We start from the raw sequence: 22918 nt of genomic DNA, 5'->3' as shown, positions 1-22918 counted from the left end.
CGGCCTCAAGCTTGAACTCGAGGGTGTATTTAACGCGGTCTGTCTTGGACTTAGTCATGTCGTATCCTTGCGGCTATTGAGACACCTGGCAAGGGATACGTTTTTCAGGGGCAAGGTCAGGTTTTAAGACATCCACAACATTTTTGCCATCTGGTCTACCGTCTTCGCAAGCAAGCTTGCTCCCACAAATTGAAGGTTCTGCGCGAACGCCTCCGCAAACACTAAGTGCCATTTCACCGCCCCTGAGCTAACCTGCGCGGATGTTTTAAGAGGTGGTCATGCATATTCATATTCTTGGTATTTGCGGCACTTTCATGGGTTCGCTGGCGGTGCTCGCCAAAGAGTTGGGCCATCGGGTCACCGGCTCCGACGCCAATGTCTATCCGCCGATGAGCACGCAATTGCAGGCTCAAGGCATCGAACTGACGCAGGGTTACGACCCCGAGCAGCTCGACCCCGCACCTGATCTTGTGGTGATTGGCAACGCGCTGTCGCGGGGCAATCCGGCGGTTGAGTACGTCCTCAATAAAGGCCTGCCTTACGTTTCCGGCCCGCAATGGCTCGCCGATCACGTGTTGCAAGGTCGCTGGGTGCTGGCGGTGGCCGGCACTCACGGCAAAACCACGACCAGCAGCATGCTGGCTTGGGTGCTCGAACATGCCGGCATGAGTCCCGGCTTCCTGATCGGCGGCGTGCCGCAGAATTTTGCGGTGTCAGCCCGCTTGGGTGACACGCCGTTTTTCGTGGTGGAAGCTGACGAATACGACAGCGCGTTCTTCGACAAACGCTCCAAGTTCGTTCACTACCGGCCGCGCACCGCGATCCTCAACAATCTTGAGTTCGATCACGCCGATATCTTCCCCGATCTGCCCGCTATCGAGCGGCAGTTCCATCACCTGGTGCGCACCATTCCAAGCGAAGGCCTGGTCATTCATCCCACCACTGAACCGGCGCTGACGCGGGTCATTCAGATGGGTTGCTGGACGCCGGTACAAACCACCGGTCAGAACGGCCAGTGGCAGGCGCGCTTGCTCAGCGAAGACGGTTCGCGTTTCGAAGTTGTTTTCGAAGGTCAGGCTCAAGGTGTGGTCGAGTGGGACATGACTGGCCAGCACAACGTGGCCAATGCTTTGGCAACCCTGGCGGCTGCGCGTCATGTTGGCGTCGTGCCCGCCCTGGGTGTCGAAGCCTTGAGCGCGTTCAAAAGCGTCAAGCGGCGCATGGAGAAGGTCGCCGAAGTGCGCGGCATCACTATTTATGACGATTTCGCTCACCACCCGACTGCCATTGCCACCACTCTTGATGGCCTGCGCAAGAAGATCGGCGACGCGCCACTGATCGCGATCATCGAGCCGCGCTCCAATTCCATGAAGCTCGGCGCCCATCGCGACGGCCTGCCGGAAAGCGTGCAACAGGCCGACCAAGTGGTGTGGTACGCCCCGGCCAATCTGGGTTGGGATCTGGCCGGCACCGCCGCGCTGTGTCCAGTGCCCGCCGTGGTTTGCGATTCGCTGGACGGGATTATTGCCAGGGTGAAAAGCCAGGCACAGCCGGGCACGCACATCGTGATCATGAGCAACGGCGGCTTCGGCGGTTTGCACGGCAAACTAGCTGAGGCGCTGCAATGAACGGCCCGGAACGCGTCACCGTTGCCATGACCGGCGCGTCGGGCGCGCAATATGGCCTGCGCCTGCTCGATTGTCTGGTGCGCGAAGATCGCGAAGTACACTTTCTGATTTCCAAGGCCGCGCAGTTGGTCATGGCCACCGAAACGGATGTCTTGCTGCCGCCAAAACCGAGCATGATGCAGGCGTTCCTCACCGAATACACCGGCGCGGCAGCGGGGCAGATTCGCGTGTATGGCAAGGAAGACTGGATGTCGCCCGTGGCCTCGGGCTCGGGCTCGCCCAGCGCCATGGTCGTCGTGCCGTGTTCGACGGGAACCTTGTCGGCGATTGCCACCGGCGCCTGCAACAACCTGATCGAACGCGCTGCGGATGTGACCCTCAAGGAGCGTCGGCAGCTGATTCTGGTGCCGCGTGAAGCGCCGTTTTCCAGCATTCATCTGGAGAACATGCTCAAGCTGTCGAACCTGGGCGCGGTGATTCTTCCGGCATCGCCAGGCTTTTATCATCAGCCGCAAACCATCGACGACTTGATCGACTTCGTGGTCGCGCGAATCCTCAATCTGCTGAATATCCCGCAAGACATGCTGCCGCGTTGGGGCGAACATCATTTGAGCGCCGATGAATAAGCTGCTGCTGATTGCCCTGGCGCTGACCCTGACCGGTTGCGCCACCGCCCGCACGCTCAATGCAGCGCAGCCCGGCGCGCCCGTGGTGTATGCCGGGACGCGGCTGGATTTGTATGCGATGCAGGGCGGTTGTTGCGCGATGGATCGCTTCGGTGCCGAAGCGCCGAGCTATCCGGGTCTGGATCTGCCCGGCAGCGCGCTGCTCGATACCTTGCTGCTGCCGTTGTCGCTGCTCACCGCGCTGGGGGTTGGGTTTCAGGCGACGGGTGGGTTGTAGGCGACTTCCTTAGATATTGTGAGAGCAAGCTTGCTTGCGAAAGGGGCGGGGCATCCAGTGCATCTTTTAGCGTTCAGGCAATTGCCTTCGCGAGCAAGTTCGCTCCCACAAGGTATTAGCGTTTCGCGTTACTTCCCCAACTTGCGCAACTCATCCGACTCCACGACCCGCTCGCCGGATTGTTCTTCCAGGGCCAGACGCCACAGCGCTCGGGCCAGGCTGCAGGCCTCGATGGCGCCGTATTTGCCGGGGATCAGTTTGGCGATGGGCGCGGCGAGTTGTTCGGCCAGGCGCGTTTCATTGCGATTGCCCAGCAGCAGCGAAGGGCGGGCGATGGTCAGTTGCGGCCAGTCCTGCGCCTTGAGCGTCTGCTCCATTTCACCCTTGGTGCGGGTGTAGAACACGCTTGAGCCCGGATCTGCATTGATCGCGCTGATCACCAGCAAATGCCGCGCGCCCATTTCCCTGGCGCGTTTGCCGAAAGCCACCACCATATCCAGATCAATGGCGCGAAACGCTTCCTGTGAACCGGCCTGTTTGATAGTGCTGCCCAGGCAACAGAAGGCGATGTCGACCTGACCGCGCAGGGTCGGCAGCAGGCTCGTCAATTCGCCCACGGGATTTTCCAGGCGCGGATGTTCGGCCAACGGCCGGCGGGTCGGGGCCAGCACGCGGCTGACCGTGGGTTCATTGAGCAGGCGATCCAGCAAGTGTTCGCCAGTCAGACCGGTGGCACCGGCGAGCAGGATGTGTTGCGGCGTCAAGTACATAGATTCCTCCCTTGATAGACGACAGCTTAGTGGCTGCCGACGGTCTTCGCTTCCTTGCGAGTCGATAAGGTATTGAGTGCACGTTCCGCCTGGCTCTTGCGTAGCAGGTTCCAATGCGCAATGACGCCTTTGGGGGCCCAGATCTGTGGTTCCGAGGCATCGTAGTTGTCAGCGATTTCCCGCTCGGCGACGGTGTCTTTGGCGGCGTTGAACGCCTGCTGCAGGTCGTCGGTTGCAACCAGCGCCTTGGCGAACAGCGCGTCACCGAAGTAGGTGAAGTCCGCTTCTTCCGAGCAACCGAAGGAAACCCGGTCTTCGCGGGACGCGGTGATCACCAAGGTGCGCTCGTCTTTCAGGGCCGGAATGAAGCCGCCCGAATAGCACGCCGAAATCACCACCACCTTGTCGCGATTCTTCAGTGGCGCCATGACCGCTGCCAGCTCATCGGCGGGCAGATCCGCCAATTCGATGCGCGGCTGATCCAGGACCAGTTCGTGATCCTGTGTGCCGTGGCTGGTCAGATAGATGAACACCAGGTCTTCCGGGCCGCTGCGTTGCGCGAGGGTGCGCATGGCGCGGCTGATGTTTTCCCGGGTCGCCAATGGCCGGTCGATCATGTGATCGCGATGGTTGACCAGGCTGATCTGCCCGTAAGCGCCGAATCGTGAGGCCAGCAGGTTGCTGACAAAGTCGGCCTCGCGCAGAAATACGCTTTGCTTACCGTCGCCGCCCACCACCAGGGTGAACAGCTCCACGGCGGGAGTTGAGACAGGCACGGCGGCCAGGGCTTTTTCCAGCAACGGGCCCTGGGCGAGCATGCCGACTTCCAGTGAGTCAGGCAGAAGTTTGCCCTGAGCATCACGCACGCGCTGGCTGTTGACCCAGAAACCGCTCTGCAGCGTGCCTTGCGCGGAAGTCAGAACGCCTTGGCCCTGATACGTGTCATCGGCAAATTCGCCGACGTAAGTACTGCCATCGACCAGTCGCAGACGGCCTTGCCCGGAGAATTTCCAGCCGCTGAACTCGCCGACATAGTGGCTGCCATCAGCGCCAATCAACTCACCTCGGCCATTGAGCGCGCCATCCTTGAACATGCCGACCCACACGTCGCCGTCGCTGTTTTCGTAGCGGCCGTGACCGTTGAGCTGGTTATTGATGAAGCCGCCAACGTATTGATCGCCATCGGCGCTGTTGAAGCTGCCGATGCCTTGCAGCTGACCGTTAACGAAGTTGCCGCTGAATTGATTGCCGCTGGCGTCGCTGCGCTGGCCTTCGCCGTTAGGCTTGCCACGGGAGAACTGGCCCTGATACTGGCTGCCGTCATCAAGTTCCAGGCGACCGAGGCCGTCGTACTGGTCAGCCTTGAATGCGCCGCGATAGGTCAGGCCTTTCTCTTTGAGGGTGCCTTCGCCTTCGCGGCGGCCCAGCTTGAAGCCGCCGACATAGCTGCCGCCACTGGTGGTCAGCGTGCCGTGTCCATCGAACAGGCCATTGGCGAAGCCACCTTTGTAGACGTCGCCGTTGCTCGCGTGCCATTCGCCCTGACCATGCCACTGGCCATTCTGAAATTGGCCGGCGTACCAGCTGCCATTGGGATAATCGATTCGTCCCTGACCTTGCAGCAAGCCGTTGACCACATCACCGCGATAACGTCCGCCGTCGGGCAGGCGTGCGTCGGGTGGGGACAGCGGTTCGCCGTCACCGCAGGCAGCGATTAAGAGTGACAGAGCCAATGGAACAAGCGCGCGCATGGTAGATCCCGAAAAATTTAAAGCCAGGCGAGTTTCGAATGTGCCCGAGCGGGCGCCATCGCACAGCCGGTGGGAGTATGCCGCAGCCAGGAAGAGAGACGAAACAGTCTGTAACGACTGTTTCGTGTTTTAACAGTGTTACACGAAGCACATGGACAGGGGTTCAGCGATGAACGCTGGCTTCTCCTGACCCTCGATCTCCAGTGTGGCCGTGGCTTTGAGCAGCCATTGGCCTGGTTTTTTCTCGATCACTTCGGTCAAGTCAACTTTTAGACGAACGCGCGAGTCGACTTTTACCGGCTGGATAAAGCGCACGCTGTCCAGGCCGTAGTTGACCGCCATTTTCAGGCCTTCAGGCATCACCAGCAGGTTTTCCATCAGCTTGGGGATCAACGACAGCGACAGAAACCCGTGGGCGATGGTCCCGCCAAATGGCGTCTGGGCGGCTTTGACCGGGTCCACGTGAATGAATTGAAAATCGCCTGTGGCTTCGGCGAACAGGTTGATGCGTTCCTGATCGATGGTCAGCCATTCGGAATATCCCAGCTCCTTGCCGACATAATTCTTGAGTTCTGTAACAGGTACAAACGGCATAGGCACTCTCCTTGTCTTCGTCGTTTTCTTTTTTGTATTACTGCTTTTTCTACTTTTTGCGTAGGATTTTGCCTTCGCAAGTGAATCCAAGATCAGCAGAGGGTTGAGGATTGGTCAAGGGATGGTTAGCCAAGTGCAGCTTTGCGAATGCCGATCCATAGCCAACAGGGCTGCGTGCCTATAATGTCGCCGCCGATTTGCTGGAGCTTTTTATGTTGTTACGGGGTTTGACCTGGCTGGTGCTGTTCCAATTGCTCGGCACTGCGCTCAATCATTTGTTCTTGTCGATTCTGCCCGGGCCGATTATCGGGCTGGTGCTGATGCTGGTATATCTCATGGTGCGCGGCGAGGTCAGCGAGCCGATCAGCCTGGCGGCCAGCAGTCTGCTGCGCTATCTGCCGTTGCTGCTGGTGCCGCCCGCCGTGGGCGTGATGGTCTACGCCGCAGCCATTGCCGAGGATTTCTGGGCCATCGTTGGCTCGCTGGTGTTGTCGCTGATGATTGCCCTGATGTTCGCCGGGTGGCTGATGCAGAAACTTATCGAGCGTCAGGCGCGCCGCCAGGAGCCGTTATGAGTCTCGACTGGCACGGCGCGGGGATGTCGGTGATTCATCATCCGTTGTTCGGCATCGCCATTACCCTCGGCGCTTATCAACTGGTGCTGGCCGGTTACGAGAAAACCCGCTGGGTGTTTTTGCAGCCGGTGCTGGTGTCGATGCTGGTGGTCATTGGCGTCTTGCTCAGTTGTGGCCTGAGCTACGCCGAATACCGCAAGAGCACGGAAATTCTCAGCATTCTGCTCGGGCCTGCGACCGTCGCGCTGGCGGTGCCGCTTTTTCTGAATTTGCGCAGGATTCGACAATTGTTGTGGCCGACTTTAACTACGCTGGTAGTGGGCGGCGTGTTCGCCACCGGGCTGTGCGTGCTATTAGGGTGGCTGTTTGGTGCCAATCACATGATCCTGATGACCATGGCGCCCAAATCGGTCACTTCGCCCATTGCCATGCTGGTCGCCGAGCAGATCGGCGGCGTGGCGGCGCTGGCGGCGGTGTTCGTGTTGATTACTGGCGTGATCGGGGCAATATTCGGTCCTGGTCTGCTGACCCTGGTCGGCGTGGAAAGCCCCGCTGCCCGAGGCATGGCGCTGGGCCTTACCGCCCACGCGGTGGGTACCTCGGCGGCGTTGCAGGAAGGTGAGGAGTGCGGCGCTTTTGCTGCGCTGGCAATGAGTCTGATGGGTGTCGCGACCGCGTTGTTCTTGCCGATCGCGGTGTCTTTGGTCGTTTAAAGGTGCTTTTGTATGACGTTGCCGCTTTTTCCACTCAATGCTGTGCTGTTTCCGGGGTGTGTGCTCGACCTGCAACTGTTCGAGGCCCGCTATCTGGACATGATCAGCCGCTGCATGAAACAAGGCGAAGGCTTTGGCGTGGTGTGCATCACCGAAGGTAAAGAGGTCGGCGATGCGCCAGCGGGCTATTCGTTGATCGGCTGCGAGGCCTTGGTGCGTGATTTCCAGCAGCAGGACAATGGCCTGCTCGGGATTCGCGTGGAAGGCGGGCGGCGTTTTCGCGTGCTCAGTACTGAAACCCAGCGCGATCAATTGCTGATCGCCCAGGTGCAGTGGCTGGACGAACCTCAGGAACGGCCATTACAGGAAGAGGACGCCGACCTGGTCGCCTTGCTCGCGGCCCTGGCCGAGCATCCAATGGTCGCCGCGCTGAATATGGGCCTGACCGCCAACGGCCAGCAGTCGCTGGCCAATCAGTTGGCGTATCTGCTGCCGTTCACCGAGGAAGACAAGATCGAGCTACTGGAAATCGATGACGCGGAAGAGCGCCTCGATGCGATCCAGGATCTGCTCGATGAGATGCAAGGCGATCTGCAGGCCTGAGTTGCCGGCCTGCGTTGGGCATTAATACTGATAGCGAAGGATCGCATGGGGCAGTGAATGCAAGGCAAAGGCGCTGAACAGCGCGACCATGGCCGGCAGGATCAGCCACCAGACCCGCACCGGCAGCGCATTCAACGAGGTGTCGCGCTGGACGACAGCCAGGCTGGCGGCGCACACGCAGAACGCCAGCATCATCCCGGCCAGTACGTCGGTCGGCCAGTGAACACCCAGATACACCCGAGACATGGCAATCGACAGCGCCGGTATGCCGCCCAATAGCAGCCATGTGAGGCGTAAACGCACTGGTTGCCCACGACCGGCCAGCACCGCCAGGGTCATGAACAAACCAAACGCGGCCGAACTGTGGCCACTTGGCATACTGTAAGTAGTGAGGGGTTCGAGCAGCACTTCCGGACGGGCGCGAGCGAAGAGGTATTTCATGCTGCCGTTGACGATGGCGCAACCCAGGGTCGTCGCCCCGGCAAACAGCGCATGGCGCCATTGTTTGGTAATCAGCAGCAGCGCGAGCAACAGGGCGGCAGCGAAAAACTGTGTGCGGAAATCGCCCAGCCCGGTCACGACGATGACAAAGTCATCGGCTGCGGCGCTGCGATGTTCCTGCACCAGGGTCATCAGCCCGTTATCGAACTGCGTCAGGTACGGCCAGCCCAGAAACAGGCCGCCCAACATGATCCCGGCGACCAGCGCAATGACCTTGGTCGCGTAACGCTTGCCACGCAGGCTGCTTTGCACGGCCACGGCGAGCAGCACGGCCATCCCGCCGCCGACCACCGCCGCCTGCGGCCAGAAACCTTCCGGCAACGGCAGACGAACCGCCGCACCGGCGGCCCAGCCCGGCAGCAGATAGACAATCGACCATCCTGCTGCTGCGATAACGCTGACAGCGGCGAAGCGCGGGAACGGCATATCGAACATGCCGGCCACCATCGGCAGCATGGGCCGCAGCGGACCAATGAAGCGCCCGACCAGCAAGCTGGCGATGCCGTAGCGCTGAAAGTAAGTCTCGGCGCCGCCAATCCATTCGGGATGATGACGCAGGCCCGGCAGGCGGCGGATATTCTGGTGAAACTTGCGGCCAAGGAAATAAGAAATCGCATCGCCCAGTAATCCGCCGACAAACCCCAGCAGCAAGACTTCACCCAGCGGCAGCACGCCACTACCCGCCAATGCGGCAACGGCAAACAGCAAAACCGTGCCGGGCACGATGATCCCGGCGATGGCCAGGCACTCGACAAATGCCACCACGAAAATCGCCACGCTCAGCCATGAAGGGTTTGCCGCCAGCCAACCGGTGATGCTATCGAGCCATGGCCCCATGGGTCAGTTTCCTTGAACGATTAAAAAGTAGTCGCGGCCTTCGACCTGGCCACGTCGCAGCGGGTTCCGCGTACAGAAGCGTGCGTATTGGGCATCGACGAAGCGGTACAGGAGATGTTCGTCACGCCCGGTCGGGATGCCCAGTCGCGTGGTCTGGATGATCTGCTCGGGGAGGTGGCCCACATCTTCGACCAGCAGCACGTCAGGATCGAAGCGCTTGGCGTCCCACATGGGCACTTTCAGGCCCAGCGCCTTGCACAGCAGGGTTTGCCCGGCACACAGTCGTTCGGGTGGGCGGATCGCGCCGCTCGCGTCGGGGTTATTCAATTGCATTTGCGCAAGGCTGTTGGCGTCCGAAACGCCGTCGACCCACGGGAAAGCGGATTTGATCAGCACCGCATTGCCCGGGCCTTCGGCGCTGAAGTTCAGCGAGTCGCCGCCCCGGGCGTAATACATATAGATGTGGCCGCCGTCGAGAAACAGCGCTTTGCGCTTCTCGGTGTAGCCCAGGGAAGCGTGACTGCCTTTCTCGGCGCAGTAATACGCTTCGGTCTCGATAATCCGCGCCGCCAGCCAGAGTTCGCCCACTTTGTGTCGAATCACCTTGCCCAACAGCGCTCGGGCCAGCACTTGTGCATCGCGATGGAAAAAACTGTCGGGAAGGGCGTCAGGCATGGGAATACAGGAAGTGGCGGCTGGTGGGCCGTGATGATAGCAACCTCAATCTTAATTGGAGCTGAATAGTGTCGTTGCCGCATAACCATCTGAACTGACGAACATCCGTGGGACCGGATTTATCCGGGAAGAGGCCGGTACTTCCAATGCATTTTTGTCGTCAGGCATGCCGCCTTCCCGGATAAATCCGGTCCCACATGTCAGCTGTCAGTAACAACTGGCGATCTCTCTTTCGCCGATTTATGCACTGTTCTCGACCATCCGCCCGTCACCGCTGTCGTTAGCGGCGCTTGACAGCTATAATCGGCCGCTTTCCTCTATGCCAAGACCTCTGAGACCATGACTGAGTCTGTTCTTGACTACATGACCCGCCTGGGTCAAGCCGCCCGCGAAGCTTCGCGAGTGATCGGCCGTGCCAGCACCGCGCAGAAAAACCGCGCGCTATTGGCTACCGCTGCCGCTCTGGATGAAGCCCGCGCTCAATTGTCTGCCGCCAATGACATGGACCTGGCCGCTGGCCGCGCCAATGGTCTTGAGCCGGCAATGCTTGAACGTCTGGCCCTGACCCCCGCACGGATCGACAGCATGATCGTCGGGTTGCGTCAGGTAGCGAACCTTCCGGACCCGATCGGCGCGATCCGCGACATGAGCTTTCGCCCGTCCGGTATTCAGGTGGGCAAGATGCGCGTGCCGCTGGGCGTGGTCGGAATCATCTATGAGTCGCGCCCCAACGTGACCATCGATGCCGCGAGCCTGTGCCTGAAGTCCGGCAACGCGACCATCCTGCGCGGTGGTTCCGAGGCGATTCATTCGAACCAGGCGATTGCCGCCTGCATCCAGCGAGGCCTGGCCGAAGCCGGTTTGCCGGCTGCCGTCGTTCAGGTGGTGGAAACCACTGACCGCGCCGCTGTCGGTGCGCTGATCACCATGCCCGAGTTCGTCGACGTCATCGTGCCGCGTGGCGGCAAAGGTTTGATCGAGCGCGTCAGCCGTGATGCCCGGGTGCCGGTCATCAAGCATCTGGACGGCATCTGCCACGTCTACGTCAGTGCCCACGCCGATCTGCCCAAGGCCCAGCGCATTGCGTTCAACGCCAAGACTTATCGTTACGGGATATGTGGCGCGATGGAAACCCTGCTGGTGGATCAGACCATCGCAGCCGAGTTCCTGCCGCAGATGGCTGCCCAGTTCCGCGAAAAAGGCGTCGAGCTGCGCGGTTGCGAGCGGACCCGCGAGTTGATCGAGGCGAACGTTGCCACCGAAGAGGACTGGAACACCGAGTATCTTGCGCCGATTCTGTCGATCCGGATCGTGACGGGGCTGGATCAGGCCATCGAACACATCAATCACTATGGCTCGCATCACAGTGATGCCATCGTCTCCGATCATCAGGGGCAGGTGCGGCGCTTCATGGCCGAAGTCGACTCCAGTTCGGTGATGGTCAACGCGCCAACCAGCTTCGCCGACGGCTTCGAATACGGATTGGGTGCCGAGATCGGCATTTCTACTGATAAGCTGCACGCCCGCGGTCCGGTCGGCCTCGAAGGTCTGACCTGCGAGAAGTACATCGTGATCGGTGATGGCCAGTTACGTGGACAGGAGCCAGCCTGACTTGAGCGAGCCTGAACGGCACGCCGCTGCGCTTATGCCCAAACGCATCGGGATTCTGGGTGGCACGTTTGACCCGGTGCACATCGGTCATTTGCGCGGCGCGCTGGAAGTCGCCGCGTTGCTTGAACTGGACGAGTTACGCCTGACGCCCAGCGCCCGGCCGCCCCATCGCGATACGCCAAGTGTATCTGCGCAGGATCGTCTGGCGATGGTCAAGTGCGCGGTGGTCGGCGTGCCGCCGTTGACGGTAGATGACCGCGAGCTGAAGCGGGACAAGCCGTCCTACACAATTGACACACTGGAATCGACGCGGGCCGAGCTGGCCGCGCAGGACCAGTTATTCCTGTTGCTCGGTTGGGACGCCTTTTGTGGGCTGCCGACCTGGCATCGTTGGGATGAACTGCTGGAGCACTGCCATATCGTGGTGCTGCAGCGCCCGGACGCGGACAGCGAGTCGCCGGATGCCATGCGCAATCTGCTGGCGGCACGCGCAGTCAGTGATCCGAAGGCCCTGAAAGGGCCGGGCGGACAAATTACATTCGTCTGGCAGACACCGTTATCCGTGTCTGCCACCCAGATCCGCCAACTGCTGGCCAGCGGGAAGTCGGTACGTTATCTGGTGCCAGACGCGGTACTGGCCTATATCGAAGCGCACGGGCTGTACCATGCGCCGAAAAACTGAGGGAACGCCCCACAACTGCTTTGATCGACAAGCGTTTTGGCGTTCCACACATACGAGCAAATTGAGTTTTATATGACAAAGCAGAAAATGAGCAGTGAAGAAGTCGTCCAGATTGCCATCGCAGCACTGGAAGACGTCAAAGGTACCGACATTCAAACCATCGATGTTCGCGACAAAACCAGCATCGCCGATTACATGCTGATCTGCACCGGTACTTCCAACCGTCAATTGAACGCGCTGGTTGATAGCGTGCGTGACAAGGTCAAGGCTGCCGGCCTGAAATCGTTGAGCGAAGAAGGCAAGGGCGACAGCGACTGGGTGCTGCTGGATCTGGGTGACGTCATCGTGCACGTGATGACCGCCAACGCGCGTCAGTTCTATGACCTTGAGCGTCTGTGGCAGGGTGCTGAGCAAAGCCGTGCGGCGGATGCCAAGCACCACAGCCCTGAAGTCGGCCATGAGCATTTCAACAAGCTCAACAAAGACCAGCAGTAAGAGGTCGTTGTGCGTCTGCGTCTGATCGCGGTTGGTTCGCGCATGCCCAAGTGGGTGGAAGAAGGTTGGCACGAATATGCCAAGCGTCTGCCATCCGAACTGGCGCTTGATCTGGTGGAGATTCCGCTCAATACCCGTGGCAAGAATGCCGACGTGGCTCGCTTCATCCGTCAGGAAGGCGAGGCTATGCTGGCTAAAGTGCAGCCGGGCGAGCGGATCGTGACCCTCGAAGTCCAGGGCAAGCCGTGGAGCACCGAGCAACTGGCGGTGGAACTCGATCGCTGGCGCCTTGACGCGCGCACCGTGAACCTGATGGTAGGTGGTCCCGAAGGCCTGGCGCCGGAAGTCTGTGCGCGCAGTGAGCAGCGCTGGTCATTGTCGCCGCTGACCCTGCCTCATCCGCTGGTGCGTATCCTGATTGGCGAGCAGATCTACCGCGCCTGGACAGTCCTGTCCGGGCACCCTTATCACAAATAGCACTGCGCCCTAATGTCTCAGCCGATCCGCCTAAAAGACCATGAGAAAGACGCACGTCTGGTGCGCGGCCGGGTCGTGGTCGGCGCTGTGGCTGTCGTAGTGCTGATTTGCGTGTTGGTGGCGCGGCTGTATTACCTGCAGGTCATCCAGTACGAATACCACTCGACCCTGTCGGAAAACAACCGCGTCCATGTCCAGCCGATTCCGCCAAGCCGGGGCTTGATCTTCGACCGCAATGGCGTGGTGGTGGCCGATAACCGGCCCAGTTTCAGTCTGAGCATGACCCGCGAGCGCTCCGGCGACTGGTCCCAGGTGCTCGATACCATCATCGAAGTGCTGGAGCTGACGCCGGACGACCGTTCCATTTTCGAAAAGCGCATGAAGCAAGGGCGGCGGCCGTTCGAGCCGGTGCCGATTCTGTTCGAACTCACCGAAGAACAAATTGCCAGAGTGGCCGTCAACCAGTTCCGCCTTCCGGGCGTTGAAGTGGTGGCGCAACTGGTGCGGCATTATCCGGAGGGTCCGCATTTTGCGCACTCGGTGGGTTATATGGGCCGGATCAACGAGAAAGAGCTGAAAAGCCTCGATCCCGTGGCCTATAGCGGCACCCACCACATTGGCAAGACCGGTATCGAGCGTTTCTACGAACCCGAGCTGCATGGTCAGGTCGGCTACGAAGAAGTCGAAACCAATGCCCGTGGTCGCGTATTGCGTGTCCTCAAGCGGACCGATCCGGTGCCGGGCAAGGACATCGTGCTCAGCCTCGACATAAAGCTGCAGCAGGCCGCCGAAGCCGCGCTGGGCGGGCGACGCGGCGCAATCGTTGCCCTCGATCCTGCCACTGGCGAAGTTCTGGCGATGGTCAGTGCGCCGAGCTTCGACCCGAACCTGTTCGTTACCGGCATCAGCTTCAAGGCTTATGCCGAGCTGCGCGATTCGATTGATCGACCGCTGTTCAACCGGATTCTGCGCGGTCTGTATCCTCCGGGTTCGACCATCAAACCTGCCGTGGCGATTGCCGGGCTGGACTCCGGCGTGGTAACCGCGTCATCGCGGGTCTTCGACCCCGGCTTTTATCAGCTGCCCAATTACGACCACAAATACCGTAACTGGAACCGCACCGGCGATGGCTGGGTTGATCTGGACACCGCGATCATGCGCTCCAATGACACCTACTTTTACGATCTGGCGCACAAGATCGGCATCGACCGGCTGTCCGCCTACATGAACAAGTTCGGCATCGGCCAGAAAGTGTCGCTGGACATGTTCGAAGAATCCCCAGGCCTGATGCCGTCCCGGGACTGGAAACGCGCGACCCGCCGTCAGGCCTGGTTCCCCGGTGAGACCTTGATCCTCGGGATCGGCCAGGGCTACATGCAGGCCACGCCGTTGCAACTGGCCCAGGCCACAGCGCTGGTGGCCAACAAGGGCAAGTGGAACCGGCCACACCTGGCCCGGACCATCGAAGGCCAGCCGCCCGTTGATGAAAACCCTATGCCGGACATCGTGCTGCGTGACCCGTCGGATTGGGCCAAGGTCAACCACGGCATGCAGCAGGTCATGCACGGTGCGCGCGGCACGGCACGCAAGGCAGCCATCGGCGCCCAGTACCGGATTGCCGGGAAAAGCGGTACCGCGCAGGTCGTGGCGATCAAGCAAGGCGAAAAATATGACCGCTCCAAGGTTCAGGAACGCCATCGTGACCACGCCTTGTTCGTAGGCTTCGCGCCAGCCGACAACCCGAAGATCGTCGTCGCCGTAATGGTCGAAAACGGTGAGTCGGGCTCCGGCGTCGCTGCTCCCGTGGTTCGTCAGGTCATGGACGCCTGGCTGCTCAATCCCGACGGCACGCTCAAGCCTGAGTACGCCGGCCTTACACCTGTGGAGACTGCGGCCAGTGCCCGTGAAGAGTAATTTCGACCGCATTCTGTCCAGCGAAGATGTGATGCGCCGTCGCGCCACCTTCCTGCAGCGCATTCATATCGACGGGCCATTGCTGATTCTGTTGCTGACATTGGCGGCCGGCAGTCTGTTCGTGCTGTATTCGGCCAGCGGCAAGAACTGGGATCTGCTGATCAAGCAGGCCAGTTCGTTCGGCATCGGCCTGGTGTCGATGGTCATCATCGCTCAGCTTGAGCCGCGCTTCATGGCGCGCTGGGTGCCGGTGCTTTATGTGCTGGGGGTTCTGCTGCTGGTGGTGGTGGATGTGATGGGCCATAACGCCATGGGCGCGACCCGCTGGATCAACATCCCCGGCGTGATCCGCTTCCAGCCTTCGGAATTCCTCAAGATCATCATGCCGGCGACCATCGCCTGGTATTTGTCGAAACGCACGCTGCCGCCGCATCTCAAGCATGTAGCGCTCAGCCTGGCGCTGATCGGCATTCCATTCGTCCTGATCGTGCGGCAGCCGGACCTGGGCACCTCGCTGCTGATCCTGGCTTCCGGGACCTTCGTGTTGTTCATGGCCGGGTTGCGCTGGCGCTGGATCATCAGCGTGGTTGCTGCCGCCGTGCCGGTCGCGGTGGCGATGTGGTTTTTCATCATGCACGACTACCAGAAGCAGCGAATCCTGACGTTCCTCGATCCGGAGAGCGATCCGCTCGGCACTGGCTGGAACATCATTCAGTCCAAGGCGGCCATCGGCTCGGGCGGCGTGTTTGGCAAGGGCTGGCTGCTGGGCACCCAGTCGCACCTGGATTTCCTGCCGGAAAGCCACACTGACTTCATTATTGCGGTATTGGGTGAAGAGTTCGGTCTGGTGGGGATTTGTGCGCTGCTGCTGATTTATCTGCTATTGATCGGGCGCGGGCTGGTCATCACGGCTCAGGCGCAGACTTTGTTCGGCAAATTGCTCGCGGGCAGCCTGACAATGACATTTTTTGTTTACGTTTTCGTCAACATCGGTATGGTCAGTGGCCTGCTGCCAGTTGTGGGCGTACCGCTGCCCTTCATTAGTTACGGCGGAACTTCGCTGGTGACCCTACTGTCAGCGTTTGGGGTTTTGATGTCGATTCACACACATCGTAAGTGGATCGCACAGGTTTGATTAAGGTGAAGAATTCCATGCAAGTAGTGCGTAACTGGGCTCGATATGCTCCGTTGGTCGGCCTGGTTGGTATCCTTGGATCTGTTCAAGAGGCATTGGCAGGGGATTACGAAGGCTCGCCGCAGGTTGCGGAGTTCGTCGCGCAGATGACTCGCGACTACGGCTTTGCCGGCGAGCAGTTGATTGATGTGTTCCGTGAAGTGGAGCGCAAGCAGGCGATCCTCGACGCTATTTCCCGGCCGGCCGAACGGGTCAAGCAATGGAAGGAATATCGCCCGATGTTCATCACTGACGCGCGCATCGCGCGGGGTGTGGACTTCTGGCGTCAGCACGAGGCCGCGCTGGCCCGTGCCGAGCAGGAATACGGTGTTCCCGCCCAGGTGATCGTGTCGATTATTGGCGTCGAGACGTTTTTCGGGCGCAATACCGGCAATTATCGGGTCATCGACGCCTTGTCCACGCTAGGCTTTGACTATCCGCCGCGTGCCGATTTCTTCCGCAAGGAGCTGCGCGAGTTTCTCCTGCTGGCCCGCGAACAGCAGGTCGATCCGCTGACGCTCAAAGGCTCCTACGCCGGAGCCATGGGTTTGCCGCAGTTCATGCCGAGCAGTTTTCGCGCGTACGCCGTGGATTTTGACGGTGACGGCCACATCAATATCTGGACCGACCCGGACGACGCCATTGGCAGTGTTGCAAGCTACTTCAAGCGTCATGGCTGGGTCGCTGGCGAACCCGTGGTCAGCCTTGCGAGCGTGCGCGGTGACCGGGTTGATGAAGGTTTGAGTCCGGGCATTGATCCGGTAAAGACCGTTGGGGAGTTGCGAGCGCTGGGTTGGGCGAGTCATGATGCGCTGCGCGATGATCTGCCGGTGACTGCATTTCGCCTTGAGGGCGAAAAGGGTCCGGAATACTGGCTGGGTCTGAAGAATTTTTATGCAATCACGCGTTATAACCGCAGCGTGATGTACGCCATGACCGTGCATCAGCTGTCTGAATTATTGGTTCAAGCTCGGGGCGTCAAGTAATGCCGGCAATGCCGATTCGCACACCGCTGAAGTTGCTGTCCTACGCTGCGCTCGCGTTGCTGGTGGTGAGTTGCTCCTCCAATACTAGCCGTTCGCCCCAAAAAGGCGGCGCCACGGTGCGCTCGACGCCGGGCCTGGATATCAACCGGGCGCACAAAGACGGCGCGCCGTGGTGGGATGTCGACGTGTCGCGTATTCCCGACGCCACGCCAACCCTGCACAACGGCCCTTATAAAGCCAACCCGTATACCGTGCTGGGCAAAACCTATTTCCCGCTAAACGATTCCCGGCGCTATGTCGCTTCGGGCACGGCGTCCTGGTACGGCACCAAATTCCATGGCCAGAACACCGCCAACGGCGAAGTGTATGACCTGTACGGGATGAGTGCCGCGCACAAGACCCTGCCGCTGCCGAGCTATGTGCGGGTGACCAACCTGGACAACAACCGCACGGTCATCCTGCGGGTCAATGATCGCGGACCATTCTATTCCGACCGCATCATCGACTTGTCCTATGCCGCAGCCAAGAAGCTCGGTTATGCCGAAACCGGCACGGCTAGGGTCAAGGTCGAAGGCATCGATCCTCAAGAGTGGCTGGCGCAGAACGGCCGCCCGGCGCCGCTGTTGCCGAATCAGCCGCAGGTTATCGCCCAGGCCACGCCGCCAGCGCTGACTGTTTCCGCGGGCACCATCGAACAATACACGCCACCACCGCAGCAGCACGCGGCACCGGCCGTCCCGTTGCAGGTCGACGCAAAAAAAAACGCTTCCGGACAAGCGTCTGGGCTATTTCTCCAGGTGGGAGCCTTCGCCAATCCGGACGCTGCGGAACTCCTGAGGTCGAAGCTCAGCGGGATGGTCCGGGCGCCGGTTTTCGTCAGTTCGATCGCACGCAATCAGCAAACACTGTATCGGGTGCGAATGGGACCGATCGACACGCAGGGTGAAGCCCAGCAATTACAGAACAGCGTCAGGTCAGCCAATCTTGGTCAGCCTAGCGTCGTGACATCGGATCAATAGTCGATGTGGTTTCGGAGCGATCCGGAACTGATCGGCTGGCGGTTCCCGGAGATGCGCATTTGCCAGCAGAGCATGCGTTTCCGGCAACTGTATGCAAGTTTGTCTGTCGAACAGACGACCTTGTTTGCCAGGATCAGAGCCTGGCGTAGCAGGTCGTGAAAAGTGTTTTCGCTTTCACCGCCTGATCAGCTTTGCCCGTGAGGGCATGTTTGCCCATTAGCAATTTCGAGAGACGGATGAACATCACCACCTTTGCAAAACGCTTATGCCTGCTTGTACCGCTGATCATCACTCCTGCCGCCTGGGCGGTTGAACAGATGACACCCGCCGCGCCGCAACTGGCTGCCAAGGCCTATGTGCTGATGGACGCCACCAGCGGCAACGTTCTGGTCGAGAACAACGGCGACCAGCGTCTGGCGCCGGCGAGCCTGACCAAACTGATGACGGCGTACATCGCTACCCTGGAAATCCGTCGCGGTCAGATCGGCGAGAACGATCCGGTTACCGTCAGCGAAAACGCCTGGCGTACCGGCGGTTCGCGGATGTTCATCAAGGTCGGCACCCAGGTCACGGTCAGCGATCTGCTGCACGGCATCATCATTCAGTCGGGTAACGACGCCAGTGTTGCGCTTTCCGAGCACATCGCCGGCAGCGAAGACGCGTTCGCTGACATGATGAACAAGACTGCTGCCGATCTGGGCATGACCAACAGTCACTTCATGAACCCGACTGGCCTGCCGAACCCGGAGCACTACTCTTCGGCGCACGACATGGCGACTCTGGCTCGGGCGATCATTCATGAAGATCCGGCGCACTATGCGATCTACTCGCAGAAAGAGTTCTTCTGGAACGGCATCAAGCAGCCTAACCGCAACCTGCTGCTGTGGCGCGACAAGACCGTCGATGGTCTGAAAACCGGTCACACCGATGAAGCCGGTTACTGCATGGTGTCTTCGGCTGTACGTGACGGCATGCGTTTGATCGCAGTAGTGTTCGGCACCAACAGCGAACAGGCTCGTGCGGCTGAAACCCAGAAGCTGCTGACCTACGGTTTCCGTTTCTTCGAAACCCAGAACTTCTATCAGAAAGGCACTGAGCTGGCCCAGGCTCCGGTCTGGAAAGGCGCAGAGCATCAGGTCAAGGCTGGCCTGGCGGAAGATCTGAGCATGACCATGCCTAAAGGCGAGATGAAGAAGCTCACCGCCAGCATGACCATGAACCCGCAACTGGTTGCGCCAATCGCCAAGGGCGACGTGATCGGTAAAGTTGAAGTGAAAATGGAAGACAAGGTGGTTCACACTGCCAACCTGATCGCGCTGGAACCGGTCGAGGAAGGTGGTATCTTCCGTCGAGTGTGGGATAGCATCCGTTTGTTCTTCTACGGCTTGTTCAACTGACATCCCAAGAAATCAATGCCGACCTTCTCGCGCCCGCTCATACCCTGAGTGGGCGCGTGTCCGTCGTCACGGCTTGTGAGACCTTTACTGCCATGACTGATTCCGACGTTAAGTCGCACAAAATCGAATTTCCCTGCGATGACTATCCGATCAAAGTGATCGGCGACACCACTGTGGGCTTCACCGATTCGGTGATCGAGATCCTGGCGAAATACGCCACGCTCGATATCAAGACCCTTGCCGAGCGCCAAAGCAGCAACGGTAAATACACCACCGTTCAGCTGCATATCATTGCCACGGGCGAAGACCAATTGCGCGATATCAATAGCGCCCTGCGCGCTACCGGTTTCGTGCACATGGTGCTCTGATGACCGGCACCCTGGGTTTTCGTGATCCCGGGCTGGTCGAATACGAACGTGCCTGGCACGCGATGCAGCGCTTTACCGACGAGCGCGGTAAAGAGGCGCGGGACGAAGTCTGGCTGGTCCAGCACCCGCCGATCTTCACCCAGGGGCAGGCCGGCAAGGCTGAGCATCTGCTGTTGCCGGGCAATATTCCGGTCATACAGGTCGATCGTGGCGGCCAAGTAACCTATCATGGCCCCGGCCAACTGGTTGCTTACCTGATGCTGGACGTCAGGCGCCTTGGCTTTGGCGTGCGTGATCTGGTTTCCCGGATCGAACGCAGCCTCATCGCAGTGCTGGCCAGTTACGGTGTAACGGCAGCCGCGAAACCCGACGCACCGGGTGTTTACGTCGATGGAGCGAAAATCGCGTCCCTGGGGCTGCGAATTCGCAACGGTTGTTCATTTCATGGTCTGGCGTTGAACGTCGACATGGACCTTGAACCGTTTCGACGGATAAATCCCTGCGGATATGCGGGGCTGGCGATGACCCAGCTGCGTGATCATGCAGGCCCGATTGAATTTGCCGAGGTTAGTGCCCGGCTGCGCGCGCAGCTCGTCAAACACCTCGACTATGCTGAGCAGACGACCCTCACGGGCGGAATCGATTGATATGACTACTGCGACCGACATTGCTGAGAGCCCCGTGCAAAACCTGATCCCGACGCTTGATGTTTCCGAGCGTGTTGCCCGCCCGAAAGTCGAAGCCGGCGTGAAGCTGCGCGGCGCGGAAAAGGTTGCACGGATTCCGGTGAAGATCATTCCGACCGTCGATCTGCCAAAGAAGCCCGACTGGATTCGTGTCCGCATCCCGGTTTCCCCCGAGGTTGATCGCGTCAAGCAATTGCTGCGCAAACACAAACTGCACAGCGTCTGCGAAGAAGCGTCCTGCCCGAACCTGGGCGAGTGCTTCTCCGGCGGCACCGCGACGTTCATGATCATGGGCGACATCTGCACCCGTCGCTGTCCGTTCTGCGACGTCGGCCACGGCCGTCCGAAGGCGCTGGACGTCAATGAGCCGGTGAACCTCGCCGTTGCCATCGCTGACTTGCGCCTCAAGTACGTGGTGATCACCTCTGTGGACCGCGATGACCTGCGTGATGGCGGTGCCCAGCACTTTGCCGACTGCATCCGTGAGATCCGCAAGCTGTCGCCAAACGTGCAGCTGGAAACACTGGTTCCGGACTATCGCGGTCGCATGGACATCGCTTTGGAAATCACCGCTGCCGAGCCGCCAGATGTGTTCAACCACAACCTGGAAACCGTGCCGCGCCTGTACAAGGCTGCGCGTCCTGGCTCTGATTACCAGTGGTCGCTGACCTTGCTGCAACGCTTCAAGCAAATGGTGCCGCACGTGCCGACCAAGTCCGGCTTGATGCTGGGCCTGGGCGAGACAGACGAAGAAGTCATCGAAGTCATGAAACGCATGCGCGAACACGACATCGACATGCTGACCCTGGGCCAGTACCTGCAACCGTCGCGCAGCCACTTGCCGGTTGAGCGCTTCGTGCATCCGGACGTCTTCGCCTGGTTCGCCGAAGAAGGCTACAAGATGGGCTTCAAGAACGTTGCCTCCGGCCCGTTGGTACGTTCCTCGTACCACGCCGACGAACAGGCCAAGACGGCTGTCAAAGCGATGCTGTAACGCAGAGCTGAAACCAAAAAAAGGCCGGATAGTGATATCCGGCCCTTTTTTATTGTGTTTTGTTTTGGTGGGAGTGAGCTTGCTCGCGAAGAGGTCAGTACATCCACCACAGTGTCGTGGTCTGAAATATTGCCTTCGCAAGCAAGCTTGCTCCCACAATTTCGAAACTGGCGCGATCCCGTTGGACCGGATTTATCCGGGAATGCGTCGGTTTGCATCACGCTCAAGGCTTGCGCAACGTCTCCAGCAATTCATGCGTCGGGTAGCCATCCGCAGGCCAGCCGTAGGATTGCTGGGCGCTACGAATCGCCTTGCGGGTGTTCGCGCCGATAATCCCGTCTGGCGTGCCTGCGTCATATTGCTTGGCCGAAAGCAGGTTCTGCAGTTCGACGCGCTCAGACCGGCTTAGAGGTGTGTCATCGCGCGGCCATTCACCTATAACGTAGCCGCCGCCTCTGAAACGCTCGGAAAGCAGGCCGATGGCCAGGGCGTAGGAAGACGAATTGTTGTACTTGAGGATTGCCCGGAAGTTATCAATCACCAGAAACGCCGGGCCGCGATAGCCTGCGGGCAACAGCAGGGCGGCCTGCTGCTGATCGGTGCCAGCCGGCAAAGGCGAGCCATTGGCCAGGCTTACGCCCAGTTGCTGCCATTGGGCGAGGCTTTTACGCGTAGAGGCATCGGCCAGCGCGTAATCGAAACCTTTCGCCAGGCCAACTTCGTAGCCCCACGACTGGCCGCGCTGCCAACCCGAGCTTTGCAGGTAATGCGCAGTGGACGCCAAGGCGTCAGCCGGGGTGTTCCAGATATCGCGGCGACCGTCGCCATCAAAGTCCACGGCGTGGGTGTTGTAGGTCGTCGGAATGAATTGCGTCTGCCCCATGGCGCCGCCCCACGAGCCGAGCATGCGGTCTGCGGTGATATCGCCATGCTGGATAATCTGCAGCGCCGCCAGCAGCTGATCCTGGGCGAAGCCGCGGCGACGGCCTTCATACGCCAGGGTCGCCAATGAGCGAATCACCGATTGTGTGCCCTGGAACTGGCCGAAATTACTTTCCATGCCCCAGACCGCAACCAGCGCCTGGCGATCTACGCCATAACGCGTCTCGATGCTCTGCAACACATCGGCGTATTGATTGAGCAATGCCTGACCCTTGCGAACCCGCGCCGCGGATATCGCGCCGTCGAGGTATTCCCAGACCGGGCGAGTGAACTCGGGTTGGCTGCGGTCGGCCTTGACCACGCTCATGTCTGGCGTCACGCCAGCGAAAGCGTTGTCGAAAATGTCCGGCCTGATGCCTGCCTGCAACGCCTGGGCTCGAAACCCTGCCTGCCAGTCACTGAAACTGATGGTCGGCTGGATATCGAGGTTCGCATCAACGGCAATAGCCGGAGCGACGGGCGCAACCGGCGCAACAGGCAACGTGCTGGCAATTGGGAGAGGCGTGGCGTCGGCTGCGGTGGGTTTTTCCGCGCAGGCAACTAACAGGATAAGGCTTGAGGCGGCGATCAGTTGGCGTAACTGCCAACGTCGGGAAAAACAAGAGGGCATGCTTGGGTCCAAG

General features: G+C 60.0%; 24 protein-coding genes. 18 read left to right on the top strand and 6 right to left on the bottom strand.

Translation table 11 applies throughout. From position 1 onward, the window contains the following. Nucleotides 1-278 precede the first annotated feature (278 nt). Genes mpl through ACP7E4_RS16195 form a run of 3 tightly spaced genes read left to right on the top strand, consistent with a single transcriptional unit; the run spans nucleotide 279 to nucleotide 2531 of the window. Entirely contained in the window at nucleotides 279-1628 is a 1350-nt protein-coding gene (mpl, locus tag ACP7E4_RS16205; RefSeq protein WP_426115681.1) for a UDP-N-acetylmuramate:L-alanyl-gamma-D-glutamyl-meso-diaminopimelate ligase, read from the top strand. Next, complete coding sequence (gene ubiX / locus ACP7E4_RS16200; RefSeq protein ID WP_426115683.1) at nucleotides 1625-2254, top strand: flavin prenyltransferase UbiX; 630 nt, start codon at nucleotides 1625-1627, stop codon at nucleotides 2252-2254. Before mpl ends, ubiX begins: the two co-directional genes overlap by 4 nt. Continuing rightward, nucleotides 2247-2531, top strand: a complete 285-nt coding sequence (locus ACP7E4_RS16195) for a YceK/YidQ family lipoprotein (RefSeq protein WP_426115685.1) — start codon at nucleotides 2247-2249, stop codon at nucleotides 2529-2531. Before ubiX ends, ACP7E4_RS16195 begins: the two co-directional genes overlap by 8 nt. Nucleotides 2532-2659: 128 nt before the next feature. Here ACP7E4_RS16195 and ACP7E4_RS16190 read toward each other — a convergent pair whose 3' ends face one another. From ACP7E4_RS16190 to ACP7E4_RS16180, 3 genes are all read right to left on the bottom strand, one after another. Next, on the bottom strand, nucleotides 2660-3301 hold the full coding sequence (locus ACP7E4_RS16190) for an oxidoreductase (protein ID WP_426115687.1): 642 nt from the start codon (nucleotides 3299-3301) through the stop codon (nucleotides 2660-2662). A gap of 26 nt (nucleotides 3302-3327) precedes the next feature. Further along, nucleotides 3328-5052, bottom strand: a complete 1725-nt coding sequence (locus ACP7E4_RS16185) for a C13 family peptidase (protein WP_426115689.1) — start codon at nucleotides 5050-5052, stop codon at nucleotides 3328-3330. A 138-nt stretch (nucleotides 5053-5190) separates the two neighbouring features. Beyond that, nucleotides 5191-5646, bottom strand: coding sequence for a MaoC family dehydratase (locus ACP7E4_RS16180; RefSeq protein WP_426115691.1), 456 nt, complete (start codon nucleotides 5644-5646; stop codon nucleotides 5191-5193). Nucleotides 5647-5858: 212 nt separating this feature from the next. Here ACP7E4_RS16180 and ACP7E4_RS16175 point away from each other — a divergent pair, with 212 nt between their 5' ends. The 3 genes from ACP7E4_RS16175 to ACP7E4_RS16165 are packed head-to-tail and all read left to right on the top strand — an operon-like array spanning nucleotide 5859 to nucleotide 7537. After that, nucleotides 5859-6221 carry a CidA/LrgA family protein gene (locus tag ACP7E4_RS16175; RefSeq protein WP_426115693.1) on the top strand — a complete coding sequence of 121 codons (363 nt, stop codon included), beginning with the start codon at nucleotides 5859-5861 and terminating at the stop codon, nucleotides 6219-6221. Continuing rightward, the gene (locus ACP7E4_RS16170) at nucleotides 6218-6934 is read left to right on the top strand and encodes an LrgB family protein (RefSeq protein ID WP_426115695.1); all 717 of its coding nucleotides are present in this window, start codon (nucleotides 6218-6220) and stop codon (nucleotides 6932-6934) included. Before ACP7E4_RS16175 ends, ACP7E4_RS16170 begins: the two co-directional genes overlap by 4 nt. Nucleotides 6935-6946: 12 nt before the next feature. Beyond that, the gene (locus ACP7E4_RS16165; protein WP_426115697.1) at nucleotides 6947-7537 is read left to right on the top strand and encodes an LON peptidase substrate-binding domain-containing protein; all 591 of its coding nucleotides are present in this window, start codon (nucleotides 6947-6949) and stop codon (nucleotides 7535-7537) included. Nucleotides 7538-7558: 21 nt separating this feature from the next. Here the strand turns inward: ACP7E4_RS16165 and ACP7E4_RS16160 are convergent, their stop codons facing one another. Together ACP7E4_RS16160 and ACP7E4_RS16155 are read right to left on the bottom strand one after the other, a co-directional pair. Then, nucleotides 7559-8875: a bifunctional DedA family/phosphatase PAP2 family protein gene (locus ACP7E4_RS16160; RefSeq protein ID WP_426115699.1), complete on the bottom strand. Its 1317-nt coding sequence runs from the start codon at nucleotides 8873-8875 to the stop codon at nucleotides 7559-7561. 3 nt (nucleotides 8876-8878) lie between these two features. Beyond that, nucleotides 8879-9550: a DNA-3-methyladenine glycosylase gene (locus ACP7E4_RS16155; protein WP_426115701.1), complete on the bottom strand. Its 672-nt coding sequence runs from the start codon at nucleotides 9548-9550 to the stop codon at nucleotides 8879-8881. 339 nt (nucleotides 9551-9889) lie between these two features. Between ACP7E4_RS16155 and ACP7E4_RS16150 the strand changes: the two genes are divergently transcribed. The 12 genes from ACP7E4_RS16150 (at nucleotide 9890) to lipA (ending at nucleotide 21353) form a co-directional block, all read left to right on the top strand. Then, complete coding sequence (locus tag ACP7E4_RS16150) at nucleotides 9890-11161, top strand: glutamate-5-semialdehyde dehydrogenase (protein WP_426115703.1); 1272 nt, start codon at nucleotides 9890-9892, stop codon at nucleotides 11159-11161. A gap of 34 nt (nucleotides 11162-11195) precedes the next feature. Next, complete coding sequence (gene nadD / locus ACP7E4_RS16145; protein ID WP_426115969.1) at nucleotides 11196-11843, top strand: nicotinate-nucleotide adenylyltransferase; 648 nt, start codon at nucleotides 11196-11198, stop codon at nucleotides 11841-11843. Nucleotides 11844-11915: 72 nt separating this feature from the next. After that, complete coding sequence (rsfS, locus tag ACP7E4_RS16140; RefSeq protein WP_020289603.1) at nucleotides 11916-12338, top strand: ribosome silencing factor; 423 nt, start codon at nucleotides 11916-11918, stop codon at nucleotides 12336-12338. Nucleotides 12339-12347: 9 nt separating this feature from the next. Continuing rightward, nucleotides 12348-12815 carry a 23S rRNA (pseudouridine(1915)-N(3))-methyltransferase RlmH gene (rlmH, locus tag ACP7E4_RS16135; protein WP_020289602.1) on the top strand — a complete coding sequence of 156 codons (468 nt, stop codon included), beginning with the start codon at nucleotides 12348-12350 and terminating at the stop codon, nucleotides 12813-12815. A gap of 12 nt (nucleotides 12816-12827) precedes the next feature. After that, nucleotides 12828-14729: a penicillin-binding protein 2 gene (mrdA, locus tag ACP7E4_RS16130; protein WP_426115706.1), complete on the top strand. Its 1902-nt coding sequence runs from the start codon at nucleotides 12828-12830 to the stop codon at nucleotides 14727-14729. A gap of 31 nt (nucleotides 14730-14760) precedes the next feature. Continuing rightward, the gene (gene rodA / locus ACP7E4_RS16125; protein WP_065833751.1) at nucleotides 14761-15864 is read left to right on the top strand and encodes a rod shape-determining protein RodA; all 1104 of its coding nucleotides are present in this window, start codon (nucleotides 14761-14763) and stop codon (nucleotides 15862-15864) included. Nucleotides 15865-15881: 17 nt separating this feature from the next. After that, entirely contained in the window at nucleotides 15882-16889 is a 1008-nt protein-coding gene (mltB, locus tag ACP7E4_RS16120) for a lytic murein transglycosylase B (protein ID WP_426115708.1), read from the top strand. Further along, nucleotides 16889-17908, top strand: a complete 1020-nt coding sequence (locus tag ACP7E4_RS16115) for a septal ring lytic transglycosylase RlpA family protein (protein WP_426115709.1) — start codon at nucleotides 16889-16891, stop codon at nucleotides 17906-17908. Before mltB ends, ACP7E4_RS16115 begins: the two co-directional genes overlap by 1 nt. A 236-nt stretch (nucleotides 17909-18144) precedes the next feature. Beyond that, entirely contained in the window at nucleotides 18145-19305 is a 1161-nt protein-coding gene (locus tag ACP7E4_RS16110) for a D-alanyl-D-alanine carboxypeptidase family protein (protein WP_065833710.1), read from the top strand. A gap of 92 nt (nucleotides 19306-19397) precedes the next feature. After that, on the top strand, nucleotides 19398-19673 hold the full coding sequence (locus ACP7E4_RS16105) for a DUF493 domain-containing protein (RefSeq protein WP_426115712.1): 276 nt from the start codon (nucleotides 19398-19400) through the stop codon (nucleotides 19671-19673). Then, nucleotides 19673-20320 carry a lipoyl(octanoyl) transferase LipB gene (gene lipB, locus ACP7E4_RS16100; protein ID WP_426115713.1) on the top strand — a complete coding sequence of 216 codons (648 nt, stop codon included), beginning with the start codon at nucleotides 19673-19675 and terminating at the stop codon, nucleotides 20318-20320. The genes ACP7E4_RS16105 and lipB overlap by 1 nt, the downstream gene beginning before the upstream one ends. Nucleotide 20321: 1 nt before the next feature. Beyond that, entirely contained in the window at nucleotides 20322-21353 is a 1032-nt protein-coding gene (lipA, locus tag ACP7E4_RS16095; protein WP_065833713.1) for a lipoyl synthase, read from the top strand. 223 nt (nucleotides 21354-21576) lie between these two features. On the opposite strand, the gene ACP7E4_RS16090 is transcribed toward lipA, so the two are convergent. Beyond that, nucleotides 21577-22905 carry a lytic murein transglycosylase gene (locus tag ACP7E4_RS16090; protein ID WP_426115715.1) on the bottom strand — a complete coding sequence of 443 codons (1329 nt, stop codon included), beginning with the start codon at nucleotides 22903-22905 and terminating at the stop codon, nucleotides 21577-21579. Nucleotides 22906-22918 lie beyond the last annotated feature (13 nt).

The sequence above is a fragment of the Pseudomonas sp. DSP3-2-3 genome, assembly GCF_049898225.1.
GTDB lineage: Bacteria > Pseudomonadota > Gammaproteobacteria > Pseudomonadales > Pseudomonadaceae > Aquipseudomonas.
This window is presented reverse-complemented; position numbering and strand designations above follow the sequence as displayed.

Bases quoted from the DNA above. Each gene is read 5' to 3' on its own strand.
- ACP7E4_RS16175 (WP_426115693.1), top strand. From the start codon at position 5,859: ATGTTGTTACGGGGTTTGACCTGGCTGGTGCTGTTCCAATTGCTCGGC.
- ACP7E4_RS16160 (WP_426115699.1), bottom strand. From the start codon at position 8,875: ATGGGGCCATGGCTCGATAGCATCACCGGTTGGCTGGCGGCAAACCCT.
- ACP7E4_RS16105 (WP_426115712.1), top strand. From the start codon at position 19,398: ATGACTGATTCCGACGTTAAGTCGCACAAAATCGAATTTCCCTGCGAT.
- ACP7E4_RS16090 (WP_426115715.1), bottom strand. From the start codon at position 22,905: ATGCCCTCTTGTTTTTCCCGACGTTGGCAGTTACGCCAACTGATCGCC.
- rodA (WP_065833751.1), top strand. From the start codon at position 14,761: ATGCGCCGTCGCGCCACCTTCCTGCAGCGCATTCATATCGACGGGCCA.
- ubiX (WP_426115683.1), top strand. From the start codon at position 1,625: ATGAACGGCCCGGAACGCGTCACCGTTGCCATGACCGGCGCGTCGGGC.
- ACP7E4_RS16185 (WP_426115689.1), bottom strand. From the start codon at position 5,052: ATGCGCGCGCTTGTTCCATTGGCTCTGTCACTCTTAATCGCTGCCTGC.
- ACP7E4_RS16155 (WP_426115701.1), bottom strand. From the start codon at position 9,550: ATGCCTGACGCCCTTCCCGACAGTTTTTTCCATCGCGATGCACAAGTG.
- lipA (WP_065833713.1), top strand. From the start codon at position 20,322: ATGACTACTGCGACCGACATTGCTGAGAGCCCCGTGCAAAACCTGATC.
- ACP7E4_RS16180 (WP_426115691.1), bottom strand. From the start codon at position 5,646: ATGCCGTTTGTACCTGTTACAGAACTCAAGAATTATGTCGGCAAGGAG.
- mrdA (WP_426115706.1), top strand. From the start codon at position 12,828: ATGTCTCAGCCGATCCGCCTAAAAGACCATGAGAAAGACGCACGTCTG.
- ACP7E4_RS16115 (WP_426115709.1), top strand. From the start codon at position 16,889: ATGCCGGCAATGCCGATTCGCACACCGCTGAAGTTGCTGTCCTACGCT.
- nadD (WP_426115969.1), top strand. From the start codon at position 11,196: ATGCCCAAACGCATCGGGATTCTGGGTGGCACGTTTGACCCGGTGCAC.
- ACP7E4_RS16150 (WP_426115703.1), top strand. From the start codon at position 9,890: ATGACTGAGTCTGTTCTTGACTACATGACCCGCCTGGGTCAAGCCGCC.
- mpl (WP_426115681.1), top strand. From the start codon at position 279: ATGCATATTCATATTCTTGGTATTTGCGGCACTTTCATGGGTTCGCTG.
- ACP7E4_RS16170 (WP_426115695.1), top strand. From the start codon at position 6,218: ATGAGTCTCGACTGGCACGGCGCGGGGATGTCGGTGATTCATCATCCG.
- lipB (WP_426115713.1), top strand. From the start codon at position 19,673: ATGACCGGCACCCTGGGTTTTCGTGATCCCGGGCTGGTCGAATACGAA.
- ACP7E4_RS16165 (WP_426115697.1), top strand. From the start codon at position 6,947: ATGACGTTGCCGCTTTTTCCACTCAATGCTGTGCTGTTTCCGGGGTGT.
- ACP7E4_RS16195 (WP_426115685.1), top strand. From the start codon at position 2,247: ATGAATAAGCTGCTGCTGATTGCCCTGGCGCTGACCCTGACCGGTTGC.
- ACP7E4_RS16190 (WP_426115687.1), bottom strand. From the start codon at position 3,301: ATGTACTTGACGCCGCAACACATCCTGCTCGCCGGTGCCACCGGTCTG.
- mltB (WP_426115708.1), top strand. From the start codon at position 15,882: ATGCAAGTAGTGCGTAACTGGGCTCGATATGCTCCGTTGGTCGGCCTG.
- rsfS (WP_020289603.1), top strand. From the start codon at position 11,916: ATGACAAAGCAGAAAATGAGCAGTGAAGAAGTCGTCCAGATTGCCATC.
- ACP7E4_RS16110 (WP_065833710.1), top strand. From the start codon at position 18,145: ATGAACATCACCACCTTTGCAAAACGCTTATGCCTGCTTGTACCGCTG.